Origin of the sequence: Vibrio sp. 1557 (assembly GCF_033340175.1) — a bacterium.
GTDB lineage: Bacteria > Pseudomonadota > Gammaproteobacteria > Enterobacterales > Vibrionaceae > Vibrio > Vibrio alginolyticus.
In genome coordinates this window covers 1-15,835 of sequence record NZ_JAWOVZ010000026.1, presented here as the reverse complement: position 1 = coordinate 15,835, position 15,835 = coordinate 1, and the positions used below count along the sequence as shown (strand labels likewise).

Sequence of the window (15,835 nt, the reverse complement as noted above, 5' to 3'; positions counted from 1 at the left end):
AAATTCTTAACACGCTTAGGTCAAAGACCTAAGCCTTGTAAACGGTATGACATTGCAGCTTTAGAGACACCAAAGTGGCAAGCCATGCTCTCTATAGACATACCTTGCTTTCTAAGGTTATGAACCAACTCCTTAGGCATAAGTAAAGAGGCTGCAAACGTATTGGCTTCTCGCTCATGTCCAGAAGTAATACTTCGATTGAAGTACTTACCAGAATTGACACTACGATAGGCTTTATTGTCATCGACTCCATCACCAATTAACGATCTGTGATGTATGAAATGACCAATCTCGTGGGCAATTGTAAACCTTTGACGATTAGGGTGATGATTTTTATTAACATTAATGGCAAAAGTACCATCTTTTCTGCTTTCAATTTCACCAGATATTTCATCGTCCATTTCAACATAAGAAAGCCTAATGCCAAGTTCATCACACAGGCGATGTAAATCAACAGGCATATCTGCCTTCATGTAGTCTAAAACTGTTTCAAAAGACGATTTACGATTTTGTGATTTCATTCTCATCTCAATCATCCTCCACGTTGTCACCCCAGTTTTCTTGAGGCGATTGACCACAATTAAACTCTTCCTTTCTTAGAGCCATATAATCATCGAACAGTTCCGTAACTTTAGTTTCAAGTATAGACGGCAACATTTGATCATACTCCTCCAATTTTGCAAGAGTCGACTCTTCTGATGTTTTTTTAGCTAAATATTCAGATTTCTCTTTTATACCCAAGAAACCAAACACGGCGGACAGACCGACTATCACACCTAATGCAGCCAAACAAACACTTACAAAATCAAGCCTACCAAGCTGGTAAGCCACTGCAATAGCATCACAACCTTCTGACTTATCAAGACAATAAGCCTTTATCTTTTCAAAATCATAAGCATAAAAGTCAGAAACAATAAAGTATGTAGTAATCACTAAGCACGTAGCGATCACAACCAACAGTAATATGATGATATTTTTGTCAATTCTTTCCATGCAAACATGCTATTCATATAAGTGGACGCTTTATACCACAATGTTGTTACGCTGACTAGTTAGAAAGATATTAAAGCTTGGTGTATAAAAAGCACACACTTTAGAAATAAACCCCATAAAATCATAATCTTAATCTAAAACCTGTAAAGTAAAACCGTATATTACCACTTGATACTGACCGTTATACGCTCTGGCGTTGACGACACGCTAAAATCAAACCCTTCCTTGATGAAATAAGACCGTAGCCAGTCAACTAGCCGATATTGAGCGTTAGCGATATGGTCTAGCGTCAACACTGCAACAGTTTCGCCTTGCTCAGCTTTAATACGCACTTCAGCAACAGCGAGGTCTACAACACGCTGACGCGCTTCTGTTACGTCGGTTTTAAAGCGCATCGGTGGTTCATGTGTTGCAGCTCTGATTGATTCAACAAGCATACCTTACCACCCACGCATCAATTTTCTGAATTCGCTAGGTGTTGCATCTGCAAGTTCTAGTAGCTCTTCTTGGCTCCATTCGAAGATAGCCGTTAGTAAGCGGTCAAAGTACTTCTTGTCAGCATCAGTTAAACCTCTTTTTCTTTTTTTATGAGTCTCATTGATGGACTCGAATATTCGTTTAATCAAATAGGAACGGTCGAATTGTTGATTTGAAAAATGTTCTTCTGGATCGATATTTTGACTTGATAATAAGCTTGGACAAAGCATATTGTTACCTCTTGTTCGTTTGTTGTTGTATTTAACGGCACTAAAAATTCAAGCCCAAAAAAAGCAGCCTTACGGCTGCTTAACAAAACGAGAGGTATTACGATTGAATGAATTAACGATTAACGAATTCAATCGTATTTATAAGCTACTGGAGACAGCTTAAAAACATCTAGAATCGATTCCAAGCGGTTTCAAAGACATATCCAGTAAAACATACAACTAACCAGTCGAAACCGTCTTAGAATCGCATTGAAGAGCTTCTAGCTTGCGCTATACAAGTCAAATACATTGTGAGCGAAGCGAACGTGCCGAAGGCACCAATTGAAGACCCAGAAGAACCAAATTGGAAGAACCGGAAAAATTCCGCATCATCTTAGTAGTATTAGTAGTTTTAGTGAAGTTAGAGATATTAGTAATATTAGAAATGAGTCATTTCCAGTTGAAACCAGTAGCTTACGCTATACCAGTCAAATCCCATCTAGAATCGATTCTAAGCGAATTTAAAGACTCACCAGACAAAGTGTACTGCCGACCAGTCGAAACCATCTTAGAATCGCATTGAAGATGCTTCTAGCTTGCGCTATACAAGTCAATACAAACCAATACACAATCAAAAGCTATACTGTCCGGTAGCACGTAGTGCTATCGAAAGACGGTGACTGCGTAGCAGTCTCTTAGTCTACCAGTCAAGACTGTTCAAAGAACCACAAGTACCATCTACTTGTAATAAGCGATAACAAGGTGAGCCGAAGGCGAACGGGCGTAGCCCCAATTGAAGACCTATTGAAGCCGCGTTCCAAGAACGACCAATTAGACGCTTCGCGTCGGTCGCTTCGCTCCCAGTTCTCTTCTTGTTGTCCTCCCTTGGACTCTCGTTCTCTTTCTCGTTGTTTGTGTTTATGTTCCCCTTGAATCTCAACCACTAACCTGTTGTTTTTATTAATCCTGCGTCAGAAAACAATGTCAAAAATCATGTCAAAGCCATGTCGAAAGTCATGTCGAAATTTCAATAAAACCATGTCGAAAATCATGTCGAGATTTCAATAAAATCATGTCTACAGTCATGTCGAGATTTCATCAAAAAATGTACGTCAAAACGTACGCGAAGTTATAACCTACTCCTCTTCCTCACCTTGTCTATTTAAAAATAATTTCAACTTTTTTACTAAAACCACATCGTTCATCGATTTCATCGATATAAATAGAATTGTAAGAATACAAAAAAGAGAGAAATTGAAAAGATGAGAATCAGAAAGCCACGTAGAACCCCAGAACAAAAGCGAGTCATTTACGACTTGTACTTGAACAGCGAATTAACCATCGATGAGATAAGCAAGCAATGCAAAATATCAACATCGACTATCTACAAAATCGTGAGAGAAATTGAAAATGAGAGCTAAGGCATACTTAAAAGTCAGTGTTCCGATTGCTATCGCTGAGGCACTGCAAGAACTACCTGAATACAAGAACAAATCGATTACGCAAATTATTTGCGACTTAACCCAATCAAAACTGAAGAACAACTCCAATGCGAGTAATGAGGTATCACATGAACCAACTACTAACTAAAAAAGCAACACTATTCACTAACAACAACTTGATTCAAGTTCGCTTACAAGAACAAACAGGTCAACGCTCATATAAAGACTTGATCAAACGTGTGACTTTGAAGAAAGCAGACAAGTTGAATGTTCGCACATTGATTGAATACGATCGCAAAGATAAACAGCTTGATTTAAGACACAGGCAACTAGCTAATAAGATTTCTAGTAAACTGCACAACACTTCCGATTTGTATACGGCAGTTACTGGCAATTACTTTATTGCTCTTGACGCGACTACCGCCCAAGTACTATTTGCCGATATCAATACTCATGAAGTTACCATTGCTTGTGTTAAACACTTAGGCAGCAATGAACTTGGTGACGTTCATAACGGCGACGCGAAAAACGTACACGGCAAACTAAAAGAGACTTCAACTCTTTTAATCAATGACGAACTCAGTTTCGACGCAATTGTCCAGAATGCGTGCGATACATTTAGTCGTTCAAAAGACGAAATACTATCGATTATTAAAAATCACACTGAGGAAACACAAGTGCCTGAGTCGAAACCAAAACGTATCCCTGTTGAGGCTAGTCTAACTGCGAACTGGCAAGTAGAAGAAATCGAACTAGTTATTGGAGAGAATGAGATTGAAGCTTTATTCGAGAAAGAGCCAGAAGTAAACCAACAAAAAATCGATAAAATGATCAGTTCACTAGCGATTAACTACAACCGCGACTTGCTAAAAGCGATTAAGCCGTTAGTTGAACCAGAGCATGTCGAATATCTTGAAGACATAGTTAAACTACTTGATAGAGGCTTTAGACTGCTGCCAGATAGGTTCACGATTGAGAAGATCACTCAGTTCTATCCCTTAATGTTCTGCAATGAGAACTTTCAACAAACCGAAGACATTATCACCGCAGAAGAATACCGATTAGCCAGTGCTGCCTTAGCTGAGAAAAACTGGGCTGAAGTAGAGCAACAGTTTGAAATGCTTGAAGAATAAAAAAGCCCCGAACTCGGGGCTTCTAGGCTATTTTACGCTGCTTCTGATTCTGGTTTAACTAAATCGTGCTTAATTGACTCGATTGTTTTCACTTTGAGCCCATTGAATTTAGTTTCAATTGCGCCTTCATCATTTGGATCTTCTGCACCGCCCAAAGTCGCATCTGTCCAAAACGTGTACTTACCACCTTCTTCTTTTACAAATCTGATAAGATGGTCTTGAATACCACGCACATGATTTCCATTTTCGATCACAGTTTCTTTAACAAGCGTTCTCCACGGCTCAGTGACTTTTATTGTCTTGGAAGCCATTGTATTCAAGAAATGTTCTTTGCCATTTTCATCTTTAAAGTAATAATAGTTACCACCTGTTTTACTTTCTCTCTTTGCTGTTGATTTTTGTTCTTTTTTCTCTTTACTTCCAATAGAATAAACACCCTTTTCAACAAGATATTCGATAAATTGTTCAATCTTATAGTCTTTAATTGATTCGAGAGCACTATCAAAACAACCTTCCATTTGCTCTTGGAGTATCTGCTCTTCTTTTGAAGCTAGATTCTCCATTGCTTTTTTATATTCTTGCATTTGGGCTCGAATCGAATCAAGATCGTCCAGATCCGCTTTATCTGCCAAAACATATTCTTCTGTAGTCATATACTTCCCAAGTTCAATAATAGATTGACGAACACTACCTCGTTGCTTTCCAACTATGTCTTGAATTACAGTTATATCACGTTCTGTCGGTTCACCTCTCTCTTGTTTAAAGATATGAATTAGGCGTTTTATAACTCCTTCTTCTATTCCATTCGGTGTAAAGTCGATCTCTTGGCATCTACTCGTTAGTATACTAGGCAGTCTGTCGAACTTATTAGTTGTCATAATAAACGTGTTTGAATCAGATTTTGTAAATTCATCTATTGTCTCAGACAAATTAGTCAAAGCTTGAGTCGACATTCGATCTACTTCATTAATAATGATAACTCTCTTGCCATTCATAGATAGCGTTTTTTCTAAAGCAGAAACATCACCTGTACCAAACTGCGAACCTTTATACTCAAGAATTGCTTCTCTTTGTTCTGTGAACTCAGAAAATACCGATTTTGACCACTTTTCAGCAATCATTCTAGCAGCAGATGTCTTGCCCGTTCCGTTCTCTTGGCTGTGGAAGATTAAGTTATCTAATGCTGAGTCATCTTCTAGGTATTTACTAACTAGACGGTGTGCTGCTTCATTCAATACCAGTTCATCAAGTGTCTTTGGTGCATATTTTTCTATTAGTTTCATTGCTTTACTTCTTCGTTACTACAAAAAAATCGATGCTACCAAACAAAGACTAAGCTTACGAAGCTCAAGTTCACATTTATTCCGCTTCAGATACAAAAATAGCGGCATTCTGCCGCTATTCGTCTTTTGAATGATAAGTTCAAATCGTTGCTTTTGCTCTCTGCACCGTTGACACGCCAACACCTAGCTTCTGCGCTGTTTTGCGAATCGATAGACCACTTTCAAGACAATCTAATATCGCTTGCCTATCTACTGTCGCAGTGCGCCCTTTGTACTTCCCTGCCGCTTTTGCTTTCGCTATGCCTTCAGCTTGTCTTTCAAGCAGCATTTGACGCTCAAATTGATATACCGAACCTAGCAAGTTCAACAACAGCTCATTCATCGGGTTGGTTTTATCAGCACTGAAAAGCATGTTCTCTTTGATAAACTGAACCGCTACCAACTTAGAATTGAAGAACTCAATCAAACCTAATAGATCTTTCATGTCACGAGCAAGACGTGAGATGTCATGAACCATAACTGTGTCACCTTCACGTACGTATTCTTTCAATCTCTGTAGCTCTACTCTATCAGTTGTTGAGCCACTGCATTTATCAATAAACACTTTGTCCAATTTAACACCATCAAGTTGTCGCACCGTATTTTGTTGAACTGTAGACACCCGAACATAGCCAACCTTGCTCATATTTCACTCTTTGTATTCATTTAACTCTAGATGAGACTACAATAGGCTGTGTTCAATGGAAAAAGCAACCGTAATGAATACAGTCACCGTATTCATTAAAATGTGTTCTTAGACAGTAGTCAAATGAATACAAAAAAGCCTCGTATCTCTACGAGGGCTTAGTTTAATCGGCAAGAAGCCTTTCAAGTGATTCAATTCGCTCACCATTGTGTTTAGTCGTTGCCTTTACAAGATCAATATCATCAAGAATGATATCTGTTCTTTCCAACACCACTTCTTGCTGTGTCGCCAGAGTATCAAGTGTTGAATGCAGTTCACCATAGTTATTTGAAAACGAAATATTTGAAATCGCTAAAGGCATAACAATGACTAACAACCCAGCTAGTAATCTATTCATCTATACCACCCAATTGTTCAAGTAGTTCTCTACGTTTCCGTTCTCGCTCTGATTGCTCAAGTAACGCTTCTTCTTGCGACACCAAACGACTTTGCTCGTGTTGTTTCATCTTCTCTCGAATGGCGTTGATTCGTTTCTCAGCTTCTTCTTGGTATTCTTGGTCTTTAAGCTGTTCTCGACGATACTCATCTAAAGAACCGACCATTCTCAACAAATCAAGAGAATTGCCAGTCCATCTCTGTTCATCTTCTTCTTTACTGCTATTGGTTCGAACTAAATTTAAGAAACTCATAGCGCCTCCAAATCAGCTTCAAGTGAAGCAAGAAGAGCTTCTTTTTCCGACCGCGACAAGTCATTGATGATTGACAGTTCCAACTTGGACGCACGGTTAGTAACTCGTTTTATTTCAGCTTCACAGATCGCTGTGATTGCTCTTTCAGCTAGTACTACACCAAACGCACCAGACAACACCATTTTAAGAATTTGACTTGTGTCGATGTCACCAGCACCAGTCAAAGGCATTGACATATCTTTTAACTTCTTCTCTCGATTTTCGATGTTTCGCAATTCTGCTTTGCGTTCTAGCTTTTGTAGTTCAGCGGCTTTCTTGCGCCTCGCAGCACCACTACGTCGCCCTGCTTCTTTGGCTTTCTCGTTATCAGTGAAATGAAGATTTTCTTTTTTCATACTTGTTCAACCTGTTCATTAATACAGATATATTTATTCAACAGATTGAAACCAATAAAAAACCGCCCATTTTAGGCGGCTTTTTATTGAATACGACGTTAATTCAGTCAAATTTAATAAAGACGAGTCTTGTTTTTTACTTGTTTAACAAAGCAGATTGCTTCACTTTGTAATTAAACCATTCATCTTCATAGCCAAACTGAAACACTTGATTTAATTTTCTTCCGTGATTCAAAGCAGAAGTATAACCCTTTGAACTAAAACGATAGGTTTTCATTCCATCATAATCAATAACGATGTCGTCATTCGTTTTTGAAATGAGTTCATGAAGATTCAAAGCAGACTTATCACCAGCATTGTATCTAATGAACGTGCGCATTCTATTGTTTTCACCACAAGTGTTCTGAACGTAATACTTTTTATTATTGATACTAGGCAAAACATTATAGTAATTCATGTCTTCACACTTAATATCTGTATGAATGTAGAATGAGTTAATCTTAGCCATTTTATCTCTATTTCTATATTCTCGGCTCCCCTTTTTAGGTATAACACTAGGGATCACTTGAAGTACTGCGTTTCTTTCTTTAGAACCTGTATACACAGCATAAAGAACATCATTTGTACTCGCTACTTTGTAGTCACCGTGATCGGTCATCACGTCTGGTGTTAAAAACTTAGACTCTGAAATCACTTGATGAACAAGTGACTCACCACCCTTCTTTAAACACTCTCTCGTAGTTTCAGCACTCAACGTATTGCCGTATGGGTGATTGAATCTACGCTTGTCCCAATGAATGGCAGCCAACATTGAATTAGTAATATAAGCCGCATCACGTTGTTTTATTAATAACCCAGTAGAGTTCAAATCGCCAAAACGTTCAACTTTCTGACCTTTGTCTATTTGCATAAACTCGTTACAAGTCATGTCACCAAATACTTCTTCAACCGTTTTAGGGTTCTTAACAAATTGGTATCGATTGTCTTCAATTTGCTTCTCAACACTTCTCTGCACTGTAGTAGTTTGACAACCTGCCAATACAGCCACCGATAGCGCACTGACTACGCCTAGTTTTACTTTTTTGCTCATAACATCCTCAAAATAAAAGCACTTAGCACCCGTATGGGTGCAATGAGGTACTATCTTATATGTAACGCTATCTGCACCCATAATGGTGCAGAAAAAATCATGAACCAAGTCACAGAAAAAAAGAACATTACTGGCATTAGAATCAAAGAGATACGGCTAAGTAGGGATTGGTCTCAAGCAGATGTAGAGCGTGAATGTAGTTTACGCGGTATTGATATGACGCGAAGTAAGCTCGCCAAGATTGAAAGTGGAATGATTCGTGTGACTGACGAGATGATCAGGGATTTGTGTGTCGTGTTAGGCACCGATGCCAATTCGCTGTTTGAGTAGACCTATTCAAAACTAAAAAGGGAAGCGAAAAGCTTCCCTCTCAAATCATCAATGAACACACTAAGCCAGTAGCGGTTTTAGCCTTCTGTTGACTGCCATACCATTATCAACAAACTGTACTGCTCCATTCTTGCCGACTTTAAATTCAAACTGCTCATCAGTGACAAACGTAATCGTAACCACTGGCTCTGATTTTAAATCATGACCCCGTAACTTAATCACGATACTCTTACAAATGCTGTTGATTAGCGTTCTACATTTCAATCTAGCTTCTTTATCATTCGCTCGTGCTTTATCAGCCAATTCCACCAGCTTGTTCACCCATTTTTGAACATCACTTTGATTAACATCTGGCTTTTGTGAATCGCGTTCTTTAATCAGCTTTTGCTTTTCCAACTTCAGTCTGTCGTGAACATCTTTGAACAAATCCCAAGGTGCACCTGCTGTAACCTGCTCGACAATATGTTTAACTTTGTTCTCTACTTCGTCGATTAAAGCAGAGTAGTTAACATTGTTAACGGTAGGCACTAAAGACTGAGGTTCAACACCGATACAAACTGCAAACAATACCGCACTTTCTATAGGCTGAAGAAACACAGATGAACAACATGAACTTGTTTCTTTATGCGTTAAACAATGTAATCTTGTAACGGTTCTACTGTATTCACCCGAGCGTTTATATTGCTTTTGTGTTTGAGCACCTAACCCACCACCGCAATACCCACAAGTTGCAAACCCTTTACCATGACCAGTAATCAAGTGAACAACCTCACCTCGACCATGCATTGTTTTACTTCGCTTTGATCTGTGTTGTTGTAATGCCAACCACTTTGATTTTGTAATCAACGCGGGATAGAAATCTTCAAGATCGTAGTCAACACCTTGAACGTTAATTCGCTTCATTCCATATAGAGCATGAGACTTAACGATGTTTGCAACTGTTGTCTGTCCCCAAGCGTTACGCTTACCTGATAGTGTCGGTATGCTTTCTTCTGTCAGTTGTCTAGCTATCTTGAGAGAACCTATTCCTTGATTGTACAAACTCAGTATTCGGCGAATTACGTCTACACGTGCATTAAAGGAATACGTATTATCGTCTTTGTTGAAATCAAGCCAACTAGGGTCAGCACCGAGTCGTCGAATATTCCCATTCGCTTGATATTGATTCAAAGCACTCTTTAAGAAAGCGTTAGATCGACGCTGTTTAGTTTCAGATTCTTCATTCGCGCGAATCATTACCACAAGAGACATGATTAACTTGAATGGGTTTTGTTGAATCTCTTCCCGAGAATAAACTTGATTATCTGCGGCTGTAACGACGGTGATGCCAGACAATATTAAATCGGTGAGCGCAGCTTGAGCAATCAACGGGTCTTCACGACTTAAACGATCTAATGACTCAACCACCAACACTGAGCCAGACGGAACTTTGCCTGCCGCTACTGCTGCTAAGAATTGACCAAACGCGCCTTTAGTCCTATGCATTCCATGAAATGCACTAAGCCCTTTGTCCATCATAGTTAAGCTCTTATCAAGCTCTAAACCATGCGCAAGAGCGTATTGCTCAGCGAAACTCGACTGGCGTTCGATTGATGTTCCTTTAGCCTGCTCTGGGCGGCTAAAGCGCATATAGCTGTATACTTTTCTCATAATTACACCATACCATAAACCGTAAGTTTTCACTATACATTGTACAGACGGAAGTTTTGGCTATTTCCCGTCCTACACGCTCGGTGCGATGTACGCTGCACAATTTATGGCAGCAATGAAACAAACCGTCGATGTAGATGCGGTTATTCGTTCTGGCGACTTAGCTCCGATATTCAATTGGCTCTCGGAAAACATCTGGAGTAAAGGTAGCTTATTCACCACTGATGAATTGGTAAAACAAGCCACGGGTGAAACACTGAATGCTAAACACTTTCAAGCTCACCTAAAAGATCGCTACTTATAAAGCGAAAAGAATAGAAAGTAAAAGCCCAAGGTTCGTATGTTCCTTGGGCTTTTTGTAGGCTCTCTATGTGTTATGCCAAGCTAGGGATGAGCCTAGGCTTGTACAAACAGTCCTCACCCTCTGGTCTAGTTTTAAACCGACGATGAAGCCACATATACTGGCTCGGACTTGCCATGATTGATGTTTCAACTATTTGATTCACGAATGCGGCGGCACGTTGATGATCCTCTTTCGGGAAACCGTCGACGGGCGCACTAATGGTTAGGGTATAGTGTCCGTCTTTTCCTCTTACCATCGTAAAAGGCACAATGGCGCAATCTGTAGAATCAACCAACAAACTTGTACCTGTCGTAGTACAAGCATTTTTAACGGCAAATAACGGTGCAAATGTCGAGCGTCGGTTACCATAATCGTGGTCCGGTGCATACCAAACCCGCTCACCCGTTTTAAGTGATTCAAGCATGGCTTTGACGTTTTTACGATCAATCAGTGTACGATTAGAGCGAGAGCGTCCCTTATACTGAAAATAATCAAAGCACGGATTATTGTTTGGGCGATAAACACCGGTTCCAGACTTTTTAATGCCAAAAGCTCGAGCACCTAACTCTAGATTCATTGAGTGTACGGCCAACATTAATGCACCTTTGCCTGACTTCTCTAAAGCCTCTAGATGCTCCATGCCTTTTATCGTGACGTGTTTGTTTACCCGTTTATCTGACCAAAACCATGCCATTGCGGTCTCAAAAAGTGCGATGCCAGTATTGTCGATGTTGTCTTTTAGAATTGCTTCGCGTTGGCATTCTTCCATATGAGGGAAGCAAAGCTCAAGATTGCGTCTGATAGTAACTTGACGTTTTCTCATGATTCGCATAGCTAAACGACCAATGTTGCGTCCCAAAGCTAGTTGAACTTTAAAAGGAAGGAGGCTAAGTAAGTACATCACGCTAATGATAATTAACGTTCCCCAGTAACGAGGCAAAAGAAATTCGGCCTTGAATGCAGGCTTTTTGTATTTGTTCATGTAAGTATTGTCAGATGTGCCCATCTATAAGTGATAAAAACAATGATAATGGACTGCACTTTTATCATTGATAACGCTAATAACATAAATTAAAGCGCGCGGATTCTATGGTTCTTCGACACACTACACAATAAGAACTTTGCAGAAATATGTAGGGAATGAAAAAGCAGTAAAGATGAGTCGCCACGTTAACATCTATCGGAGTGATTTATCTACTGCCCTTTCCTAAAGTTTGAAGAAACATAACTTTGTATTTTCAATGCGCTAAATAATGCCTATTGTTCAATCACATAATGCGACCGTGATGAATGCAACAATAAGACATCATATCAATACTCGCCATTAGCGATTGAATTTGTACTAAAAAGCCGCAGCAATTTCTCGCTGCGGCTTCTTATTCACTTAACAAGTAGAGTGGCGTTATTCGTACCCTACTGTTTTGGATAATAAATTTACGATCAACACACCAGCGATGATAAACCCAATACCAACTAGGGCTGGTAAGTCTAGCCGCTGTCCGTAAACAAAGTAACCAACCGTCGCAACCAAAACGATCCCAGCACCACTCCATATGGCATAAACAACCCCGACAGGCATTGTTTGCACTGTGACGGAAAGCAAGAAGAAAGCGATGCCGTAACCAATCAAAACGACTGTGCTCGGCATTACTTTCGTAAATTGCTCTGTTTTGGGAATATAAGAAGTGGCAATCACTTCACATACAATCGCTATCGACAGCGCCAACATTGGTGGCATAGAGACAAGCATTTTGAACATAAGGCATTAACGCTCAACAGAAATGTAACCGACAACATGTCCGGATAATTAGGCCGCGCATTATACCCAACTCATCTCACGATGGAATACCACTAACGATGTTTACACACCATCACTTTCGCTTACTTTTTGATGACCAGGTGAAAGGCTGACGTTTTTGTGCTGACGAGAAATTTCAAAGTAGATATGCATATCAATCGGCTCAGGTGTATTGAGTAGCATCTTACCTACTTCACGTTGGAAATGACCATAATTACCTAGCTCATCCGTTAGTTCTAGGAGCTCGTAAGAGGCTTCATCGGCAAACATTCCATACGCATACTGATAATGACTGATATCCTTGCTCTTATCATAACCCAGCTTTTGAAGAGCTTGATCAATCTCTTCCGGCGTATAAATGTCTTTATCACCAAACGAATGCAGTAGCACGCAAGGAACTTCTTGAGCTATGCTCTGAATCTTTGTCTTTCTCTTGAAAATACCGAACATAATGTCCTCCACTGACGATGTTTCCAAATATGCACATTAATGCAAAATGGTGAGCTGATTGTTTTTAGTATGGCTCATTAATTTGAGACTTCCTTACTACGAAGTCACCTTCACATATTAACGTGATCGCATAATTACCAGCAAATAGTACACACTGCGTTTCAAACCTATCTCATCAGAAACTCTGCTTTAGTCACAATTGTGTGACAACCCCGAGTACGGTTTACCATAATGTAAAGAGTAGATTGAAAAGTCGGATTTCGTATCGACATCTAAACTTAATTAAGTTAGCTTTAGAAGTATAGACGTCTAGATTGACTATACTTAGGGAGAGAAAGTCGTGCCAATTAGAATTCCAGATCAATTACCAGCTACCGATGTATTAAGGACAGAAAACATCTTCGTGATGAGTGAAACGCGTGCAGCGAGTCAGGAAATACGTCCTTTAAGAGTGCTGATCCTTAATCTGATGCCAAAAAAAATAGAGACTGAAACTCAGTTTCTGCGTCTACTCTCAAACAGCCCACTACAGGTTAACGTCGAATTACTGCGCATTGATAACCGCCCGAGTAAAAATACGCCAACTGAACATTTAGACACGTTTTATCGCCAATTTGAAATGGTGAGAGATAAAAACTTCGATGGCATGATCATTACTGGAGCTCCATTAGGTTTGGTGCAATTTGAAGATGTCATTTATTGGGATCATCTCAAAACCATCATGGAGTGGGCAAAAGATCATGTGACATCCACTCTTTATGTTTGCTGGGCTGCGCAAGCAGGACTAAAGCTACTCTACGATCTACCTAAAAAAACGCGTAAAGAAAAACTTTCAGGCGTGTATCATCACCAAATCCATCATCAATTTCACCCTATCTTACGTGGATTTGATGACACGTTTTTGGCTCCTCACTCGCGTTACGCAGATTTTTCGCCTCACTTTCTAGAAGAGCATACTGACTTAGACATTTTAGCGACATCGGATGTCGCAGGTGTGTACTTGGCCACCACAAAAGACAAACGCAATGTCTTTGTCACAGGACACCCTGAGTATGATTCTCACACCTTACATAATGAATATATCCGAGATTTAAGCGAAGGTATGGAGCCCGCTATTCCTGTCAACTATTACCCAAACAACAACCCAGATAACCCACCAATTGCAAGCTGGAGAAGCCATGGACACCTCCTCTTTTTAAACTGGCTGAACTACTGTGTTTATCAGCAAACACCGTACGACCTCGATCACTTCAGTGAAGATGCTTTCACTAAAGACGATTAGCTTCAAAATAAGCAAACAAAGCACTCATCATTACCGAAATGTAATATGTGAACCAAGCCGCCATATGGCGGCTTTTTCATAACAGTTTGCAAACCTGATCGCATAGTGTTTTTTCCTCAATAGGCTTTTGCTAAGTAATTCATATCATGCAGAAAGATTCAGGGATGTAGGGATAAAGAATGAAAACAGCAAAGCTCGGTGCACTAATATTATTGTCTCAGTTTGCACTCGTGGGTTGCGTGACGGTGAAAGAAGATGGAAGCCCTGTCGTTAAAGCCGATCCTGTGGCAATGGCAGAATCACGTATCGCACTTGGCTTAGGTTATTTAGACGGCGGTAACATGATTCGCGCGCATGATAACTTACAACAAGCCTTAAACCACGCACCTCAATACTATCGCGCGCAATTATCTATGGCTCACTACTACGAAACGGTTGGTGAAGATATTAAAGCCGAACAGATGTATAAACGCTCTCTACGCCAACACACTAAAAACGGAAATGTGCTCAATAACTACGGTACTTTTCTTTGCAAGCGAGGTGCCTTCGAAAAAGCCGATCAGATGTTTAATCGAGCCATTGAGCAGCCTTATTACTACCTTATTCCAGCGAGCTATGAGAATGCAGCTTTTTGTGCTCTAAAATCACAAGATAAAGACAAAGCGAGATACTACTTTACTAGAGCTATCGATCATGATCCCCATAGACCAAAATCGATTTTGCAACTCGCTAAAATAGAAATTGATAGCGGTGATTATACTGAAGCTAGAATTCGATTAATGAGATTCAATCAAATGTATGGCGTGAAGAAGCCCTCTTTGCAACTCATGATTCAACTTGAACGTGCAGCAGGCAATGAAGCTCTCGAGAAAAAGTATCAAAAACAATTGGAAAAATTTTCTTAGTACAAAATAGCGATACATAAGGCGCATTAGCTCACAGCCAATACAGCGCTTGACCAAGAATCCAGTGAATTCAGACTCACGGTGATACATTCATCCTGTACATAAACGTCAAATTCGGTACTATTTGAACGGAATAAGTGACCAAGTCACATTATAAAAAGTGCGCACACAACGAAATTTGTACATCATACTGTTTTTAAGATTGATTTCGGCACATTGATAAATACTAAATATTACTGACATGCACCAGAAGGAAGTTGAAGCCGGATGAAACCTGCCTGCACTCTGTTATTACTCACTTTGCTGAGTTCACCTTTTGTCGTCAGTGCACAAGATAATATTGAGAAAACATTCACGTTTGGCATTGTGTCGAATAAAGCCCAAAGCAAAATCAAAAAAGCGACGCCCCTTACCCAGTATGTAACTGAAAATATGGCTGAATATGGTTACGCAAAAGGGGCGGTAAAGGTATTTAAAAATTATCGTCAGCTCGCGGTTGCGCTTGAAAATGGCACCGTTCAAATTGCAACGGCGACCCCCTTTAATGCGATGACCTTAGAAAAGGAGTCTAATAGCCAAGTCCTCGCTATACGATGGAAAAAAGGGGCTTTGTTGCTTAATTCGATGAGAAGACATGGTAGCCCCATGTTGTTCAGTTCTTAAACAACATACTGAGTTTCA

General features: G+C 39.9%; 20 protein-coding genes and 1 pseudogene. 7 read left to right on the top strand and 14 right to left on the bottom strand.

Features of this window, described 5'->3' with window-relative positions; genetic code table 11:
• Positions 1 to 20: 20 nt before the first annotated feature.
• The 4 genes from R7070_RS21120 to R7070_RS21105 form a co-directional block, all read right to left on the bottom strand.
• A complete protein-coding gene (locus R7070_RS21120; RefSeq protein ID WP_180796586.1) occupies positions 21 to 521 on the bottom strand; it encodes an ImmA/IrrE family metallo-endopeptidase in 501 nt (166 codons plus the stop codon).
• A 7-nt stretch (positions 522 to 528) separates the two neighbouring features.
• Positions 529 to 993: a hypothetical protein gene (locus tag R7070_RS21115; protein WP_140323784.1), complete on the bottom strand. Its 465-nt coding sequence runs from the start codon at positions 991 to 993 to the stop codon at positions 529 to 531.
• Between the two features lie 161 nt (positions 994 to 1,154).
• Positions 1,155 to 1,430, bottom strand: a complete 276-nt coding sequence (locus R7070_RS21110) for a hypothetical protein (protein WP_318141293.1) — start codon at positions 1,428 to 1,430, stop codon at positions 1,155 to 1,157.
• A gap of 3 nt (positions 1,431 to 1,433) precedes the next feature.
• On the bottom strand, positions 1,434 to 1,700 hold the full coding sequence (locus R7070_RS21105; RefSeq protein ID WP_080532022.1) for a hypothetical protein: 267 nt from the start codon (positions 1,698 to 1,700) through the stop codon (positions 1,434 to 1,436).
• A 1,389-nt stretch (positions 1,701 to 3,089) separates the two neighbouring features.
• On the opposite strand from R7070_RS21105, the gene R7070_RS21100 reads away from it, so the two are divergent.
• A complete protein-coding gene (locus tag R7070_RS21100) occupies positions 3,090 to 3,269 on the top strand; it encodes a hypothetical protein (protein ID WP_080532021.1) in 180 nt (59 codons plus the stop codon).
• A complete protein-coding gene (locus R7070_RS21095; protein ID WP_318141292.1) occupies positions 3,250 to 4,254 on the top strand; it encodes a hypothetical protein in 1,005 nt (334 codons plus the stop codon). The genes R7070_RS21100 and R7070_RS21095 overlap by 20 nt, the downstream gene beginning before the upstream one ends.
• Before the next feature lie 32 nt (positions 4,255 to 4,286).
• Here R7070_RS21095 and R7070_RS21090 read toward each other — a convergent pair whose 3' ends face one another.
• The 6 genes from R7070_RS21090 to R7070_RS21065 all read right to left on the bottom strand — a co-directional run bounded on the left by R7070_RS21090 (position 4,287) and on the right by R7070_RS21065 (position 8,396).
• Positions 4,287 to 5,537, bottom strand: coding sequence for an AAA family ATPase (locus R7070_RS21090; RefSeq protein WP_318141291.1), 1,251 nt, complete (start codon positions 5,535 to 5,537; stop codon positions 4,287 to 4,289).
• Between the two features lie 139 nt (positions 5,538 to 5,676).
• Complete coding sequence (locus R7070_RS21085) at positions 5,677 to 6,222, bottom strand: recombinase family protein (protein ID WP_318141290.1); 546 nt, start codon at positions 6,220 to 6,222, stop codon at positions 5,677 to 5,679.
• Between the two features lie 163 nt (positions 6,223 to 6,385).
• Complete coding sequence (locus tag R7070_RS21080) at positions 6,386 to 6,619, bottom strand: hypothetical protein (protein ID WP_080532015.1); 234 nt, start codon at positions 6,617 to 6,619, stop codon at positions 6,386 to 6,388.
• Positions 6,612 to 6,911: a hypothetical protein gene (locus tag R7070_RS21075; RefSeq protein ID WP_080532014.1), complete on the bottom strand. Its 300-nt coding sequence runs from the start codon at positions 6,909 to 6,911 to the stop codon at positions 6,612 to 6,614. Before R7070_RS21075 ends, R7070_RS21080 begins: the two co-directional genes overlap by 8 nt.
• A complete protein-coding gene (locus R7070_RS21070; protein ID WP_016791678.1) occupies positions 6,908 to 7,306 on the bottom strand; it encodes a hypothetical protein in 399 nt (132 codons plus the stop codon). Before R7070_RS21070 ends, R7070_RS21075 begins: the two co-directional genes overlap by 4 nt.
• 136 nt (positions 7,307 to 7,442) lie before the next feature.
• A complete protein-coding gene (locus R7070_RS21065) occupies positions 7,443 to 8,396 on the bottom strand; it encodes a hypothetical protein (RefSeq protein WP_318141289.1) in 954 nt (317 codons plus the stop codon).
• Between the two features lie 99 nt (positions 8,397 to 8,495).
• On the opposite strand from R7070_RS21065, the gene R7070_RS21060 reads away from it, so the two are divergent.
• A complete protein-coding gene (locus R7070_RS21060; RefSeq protein ID WP_080532037.1) occupies positions 8,496 to 8,726 on the top strand; it encodes a helix-turn-helix domain-containing protein in 231 nt (76 codons plus the stop codon).
• Between the two features lie 60 nt (positions 8,727 to 8,786).
• Here the strand turns inward: R7070_RS21060 and R7070_RS21055 are convergent, their stop codons facing one another.
• Positions 8,787 to 10,376, bottom strand: a complete 1,590-nt coding sequence (locus R7070_RS21055) for a recombinase family protein (protein ID WP_318141288.1) — start codon at positions 10,374 to 10,376, stop codon at positions 8,787 to 8,789.
• 34 nt (positions 10,377 to 10,410) lie between these two features.
• On the opposite strand from R7070_RS21055, the pseudogene R7070_RS21050 reads away from it, so the two are divergent.
• Positions 10,411 to 10,680: pseudogene (locus R7070_RS21050) on the top strand (carboxypeptidase M32); the annotation flags it as partial.
• Positions 10,681 to 10,750: 70 nt separating this feature from the next.
• Here R7070_RS21050 and R7070_RS21045 read toward each other — a convergent pair.
• From R7070_RS21045 to R7070_RS21035, 3 genes are all read right to left on the bottom strand, one after another.
• A complete protein-coding gene (locus R7070_RS21045) occupies positions 10,751 to 11,701 on the bottom strand; it encodes an LpxL/LpxP family Kdo(2)-lipid IV(A) lauroyl/palmitoleoyl acyltransferase (RefSeq protein WP_031778977.1) in 951 nt (316 codons plus the stop codon).
• A 420-nt stretch (positions 11,702 to 12,121) separates the two neighbouring features.
• Positions 12,122 to 12,457 carry a DMT family transporter gene (locus R7070_RS21040; protein WP_169644527.1) on the bottom strand — a complete coding sequence of 112 codons (336 nt, stop codon included), beginning with the start codon at positions 12,455 to 12,457 and terminating at the stop codon, positions 12,122 to 12,124.
• 123 nt (positions 12,458 to 12,580) lie between these two features.
• A complete protein-coding gene (locus tag R7070_RS21035; RefSeq protein ID WP_256900557.1) occupies positions 12,581 to 12,967 on the bottom strand; it encodes a DUF6559 family protein in 387 nt (128 codons plus the stop codon).
• A 340-nt stretch (positions 12,968 to 13,307) separates the two neighbouring features.
• Here R7070_RS21035 and metA point away from each other — a divergent pair, with 340 nt between their 5' ends.
• The 3 genes from metA (at position 13,308) to R7070_RS21020 (ending at position 15,817) form a co-directional block, all read left to right on the top strand.
• Positions 13,308 to 14,249, top strand: coding sequence for a homoserine O-acetyltransferase MetA (metA, locus tag R7070_RS21030; protein ID WP_005377792.1), 942 nt, complete (start codon positions 13,308 to 13,310; stop codon positions 14,247 to 14,249).
• A gap of 179 nt (positions 14,250 to 14,428) precedes the next feature.
• Entirely contained in the window at positions 14,429 to 15,154 is a 726-nt protein-coding gene (gene pilW / locus R7070_RS21025) for a type IV pilus biogenesis/stability protein PilW (protein WP_033905207.1), read from the top strand.
• A 267-nt stretch (positions 15,155 to 15,421) separates the two neighbouring features.
• Positions 15,422 to 15,817, top strand: coding sequence for a PhnD/SsuA/transferrin family substrate-binding protein (locus tag R7070_RS21020; protein ID WP_318141287.1), 396 nt, complete (start codon positions 15,422 to 15,424; stop codon positions 15,815 to 15,817).
• The last annotated feature ends 18 nt before the right edge of the window (positions 15,818 to 15,835 follow it).

Excerpts from the sequence above, each read along its gene's own strand:
- R7070_RS21120 (WP_180796586.1), bottom strand. The coding sequence starts at position 521 with ATGAAATCACAAAATCGTAAATCGTCTTTTGAAACAGTTTTAGACTAC.
- R7070_RS21115 (WP_140323784.1), bottom strand. The coding sequence starts at position 993 with ATGGAAAGAATTGACAAAAATATCATCATATTACTGTTGGTTGTGATC.
- R7070_RS21110 (WP_318141293.1), bottom strand. The coding sequence starts at position 1,430 with ATGCTTGTTGAATCAATCAGAGCTGCAACACATGAACCACCGATGCGC.
- R7070_RS21105 (WP_080532022.1), bottom strand. The coding sequence starts at position 1,700 with ATGCTTTGTCCAAGCTTATTATCAAGTCAAAATATCGATCCAGAAGAA.
- R7070_RS21100 (WP_080532021.1), top strand. The coding sequence starts at position 3,090 with ATGAGAGCTAAGGCATACTTAAAAGTCAGTGTTCCGATTGCTATCGCT.
- R7070_RS21095 (WP_318141292.1), top strand. The coding sequence starts at position 3,250 with ATGAACCAACTACTAACTAAAAAAGCAACACTATTCACTAACAACAAC.
- R7070_RS21090 (WP_318141291.1), bottom strand. The coding sequence starts at position 5,537 with ATGAAACTAATAGAAAAATATGCACCAAAGACACTTGATGAACTGGTA.
- R7070_RS21085 (WP_318141290.1), bottom strand. The coding sequence starts at position 6,222 with ATGAGCAAGGTTGGCTATGTTCGGGTGTCTACAGTTCAACAAAATACG.
- R7070_RS21080 (WP_080532015.1), bottom strand. The coding sequence starts at position 6,619 with ATGAATAGATTACTAGCTGGGTTGTTAGTCATTGTTATGCCTTTAGCG.
- R7070_RS21075 (WP_080532014.1), bottom strand. The coding sequence starts at position 6,911 with ATGAGTTTCTTAAATTTAGTTCGAACCAATAGCAGTAAAGAAGAAGAT.
- R7070_RS21070 (WP_016791678.1), bottom strand. The coding sequence starts at position 7,306 with ATGAAAAAAGAAAATCTTCATTTCACTGATAACGAGAAAGCCAAAGAA.
- R7070_RS21065 (WP_318141289.1), bottom strand. The coding sequence starts at position 8,396 with ATGAGCAAAAAAGTAAAACTAGGCGTAGTCAGTGCGCTATCGGTGGCT.
- R7070_RS21060 (WP_080532037.1), top strand. The coding sequence starts at position 8,496 with ATGAACCAAGTCACAGAAAAAAAGAACATTACTGGCATTAGAATCAAA.
- R7070_RS21055 (WP_318141288.1), bottom strand. The coding sequence starts at position 10,376 with ATGAGAAAAGTATACAGCTATATGCGCTTTAGCCGCCCAGAGCAGGCT.
- R7070_RS21045 (WP_031778977.1), bottom strand. The coding sequence starts at position 11,701 with ATGAACAAATACAAAAAGCCTGCATTCAAGGCCGAATTTCTTTTGCCT.
- R7070_RS21040 (WP_169644527.1), bottom strand. The coding sequence starts at position 12,457 with ATGCCACCAATGTTGGCGCTGTCGATAGCGATTGTATGTGAAGTGATT.
- R7070_RS21035 (WP_256900557.1), bottom strand. The coding sequence starts at position 12,967 with ATGTTCGGTATTTTCAAGAGAAAGACAAAGATTCAGAGCATAGCTCAA.
- pilW (WP_033905207.1), top strand. The coding sequence starts at position 14,429 with ATGAAAACAGCAAAGCTCGGTGCACTAATATTATTGTCTCAGTTTGCA.
- R7070_RS21020 (WP_318141287.1), top strand. The coding sequence starts at position 15,422 with ATGAAACCTGCCTGCACTCTGTTATTACTCACTTTGCTGAGTTCACCT.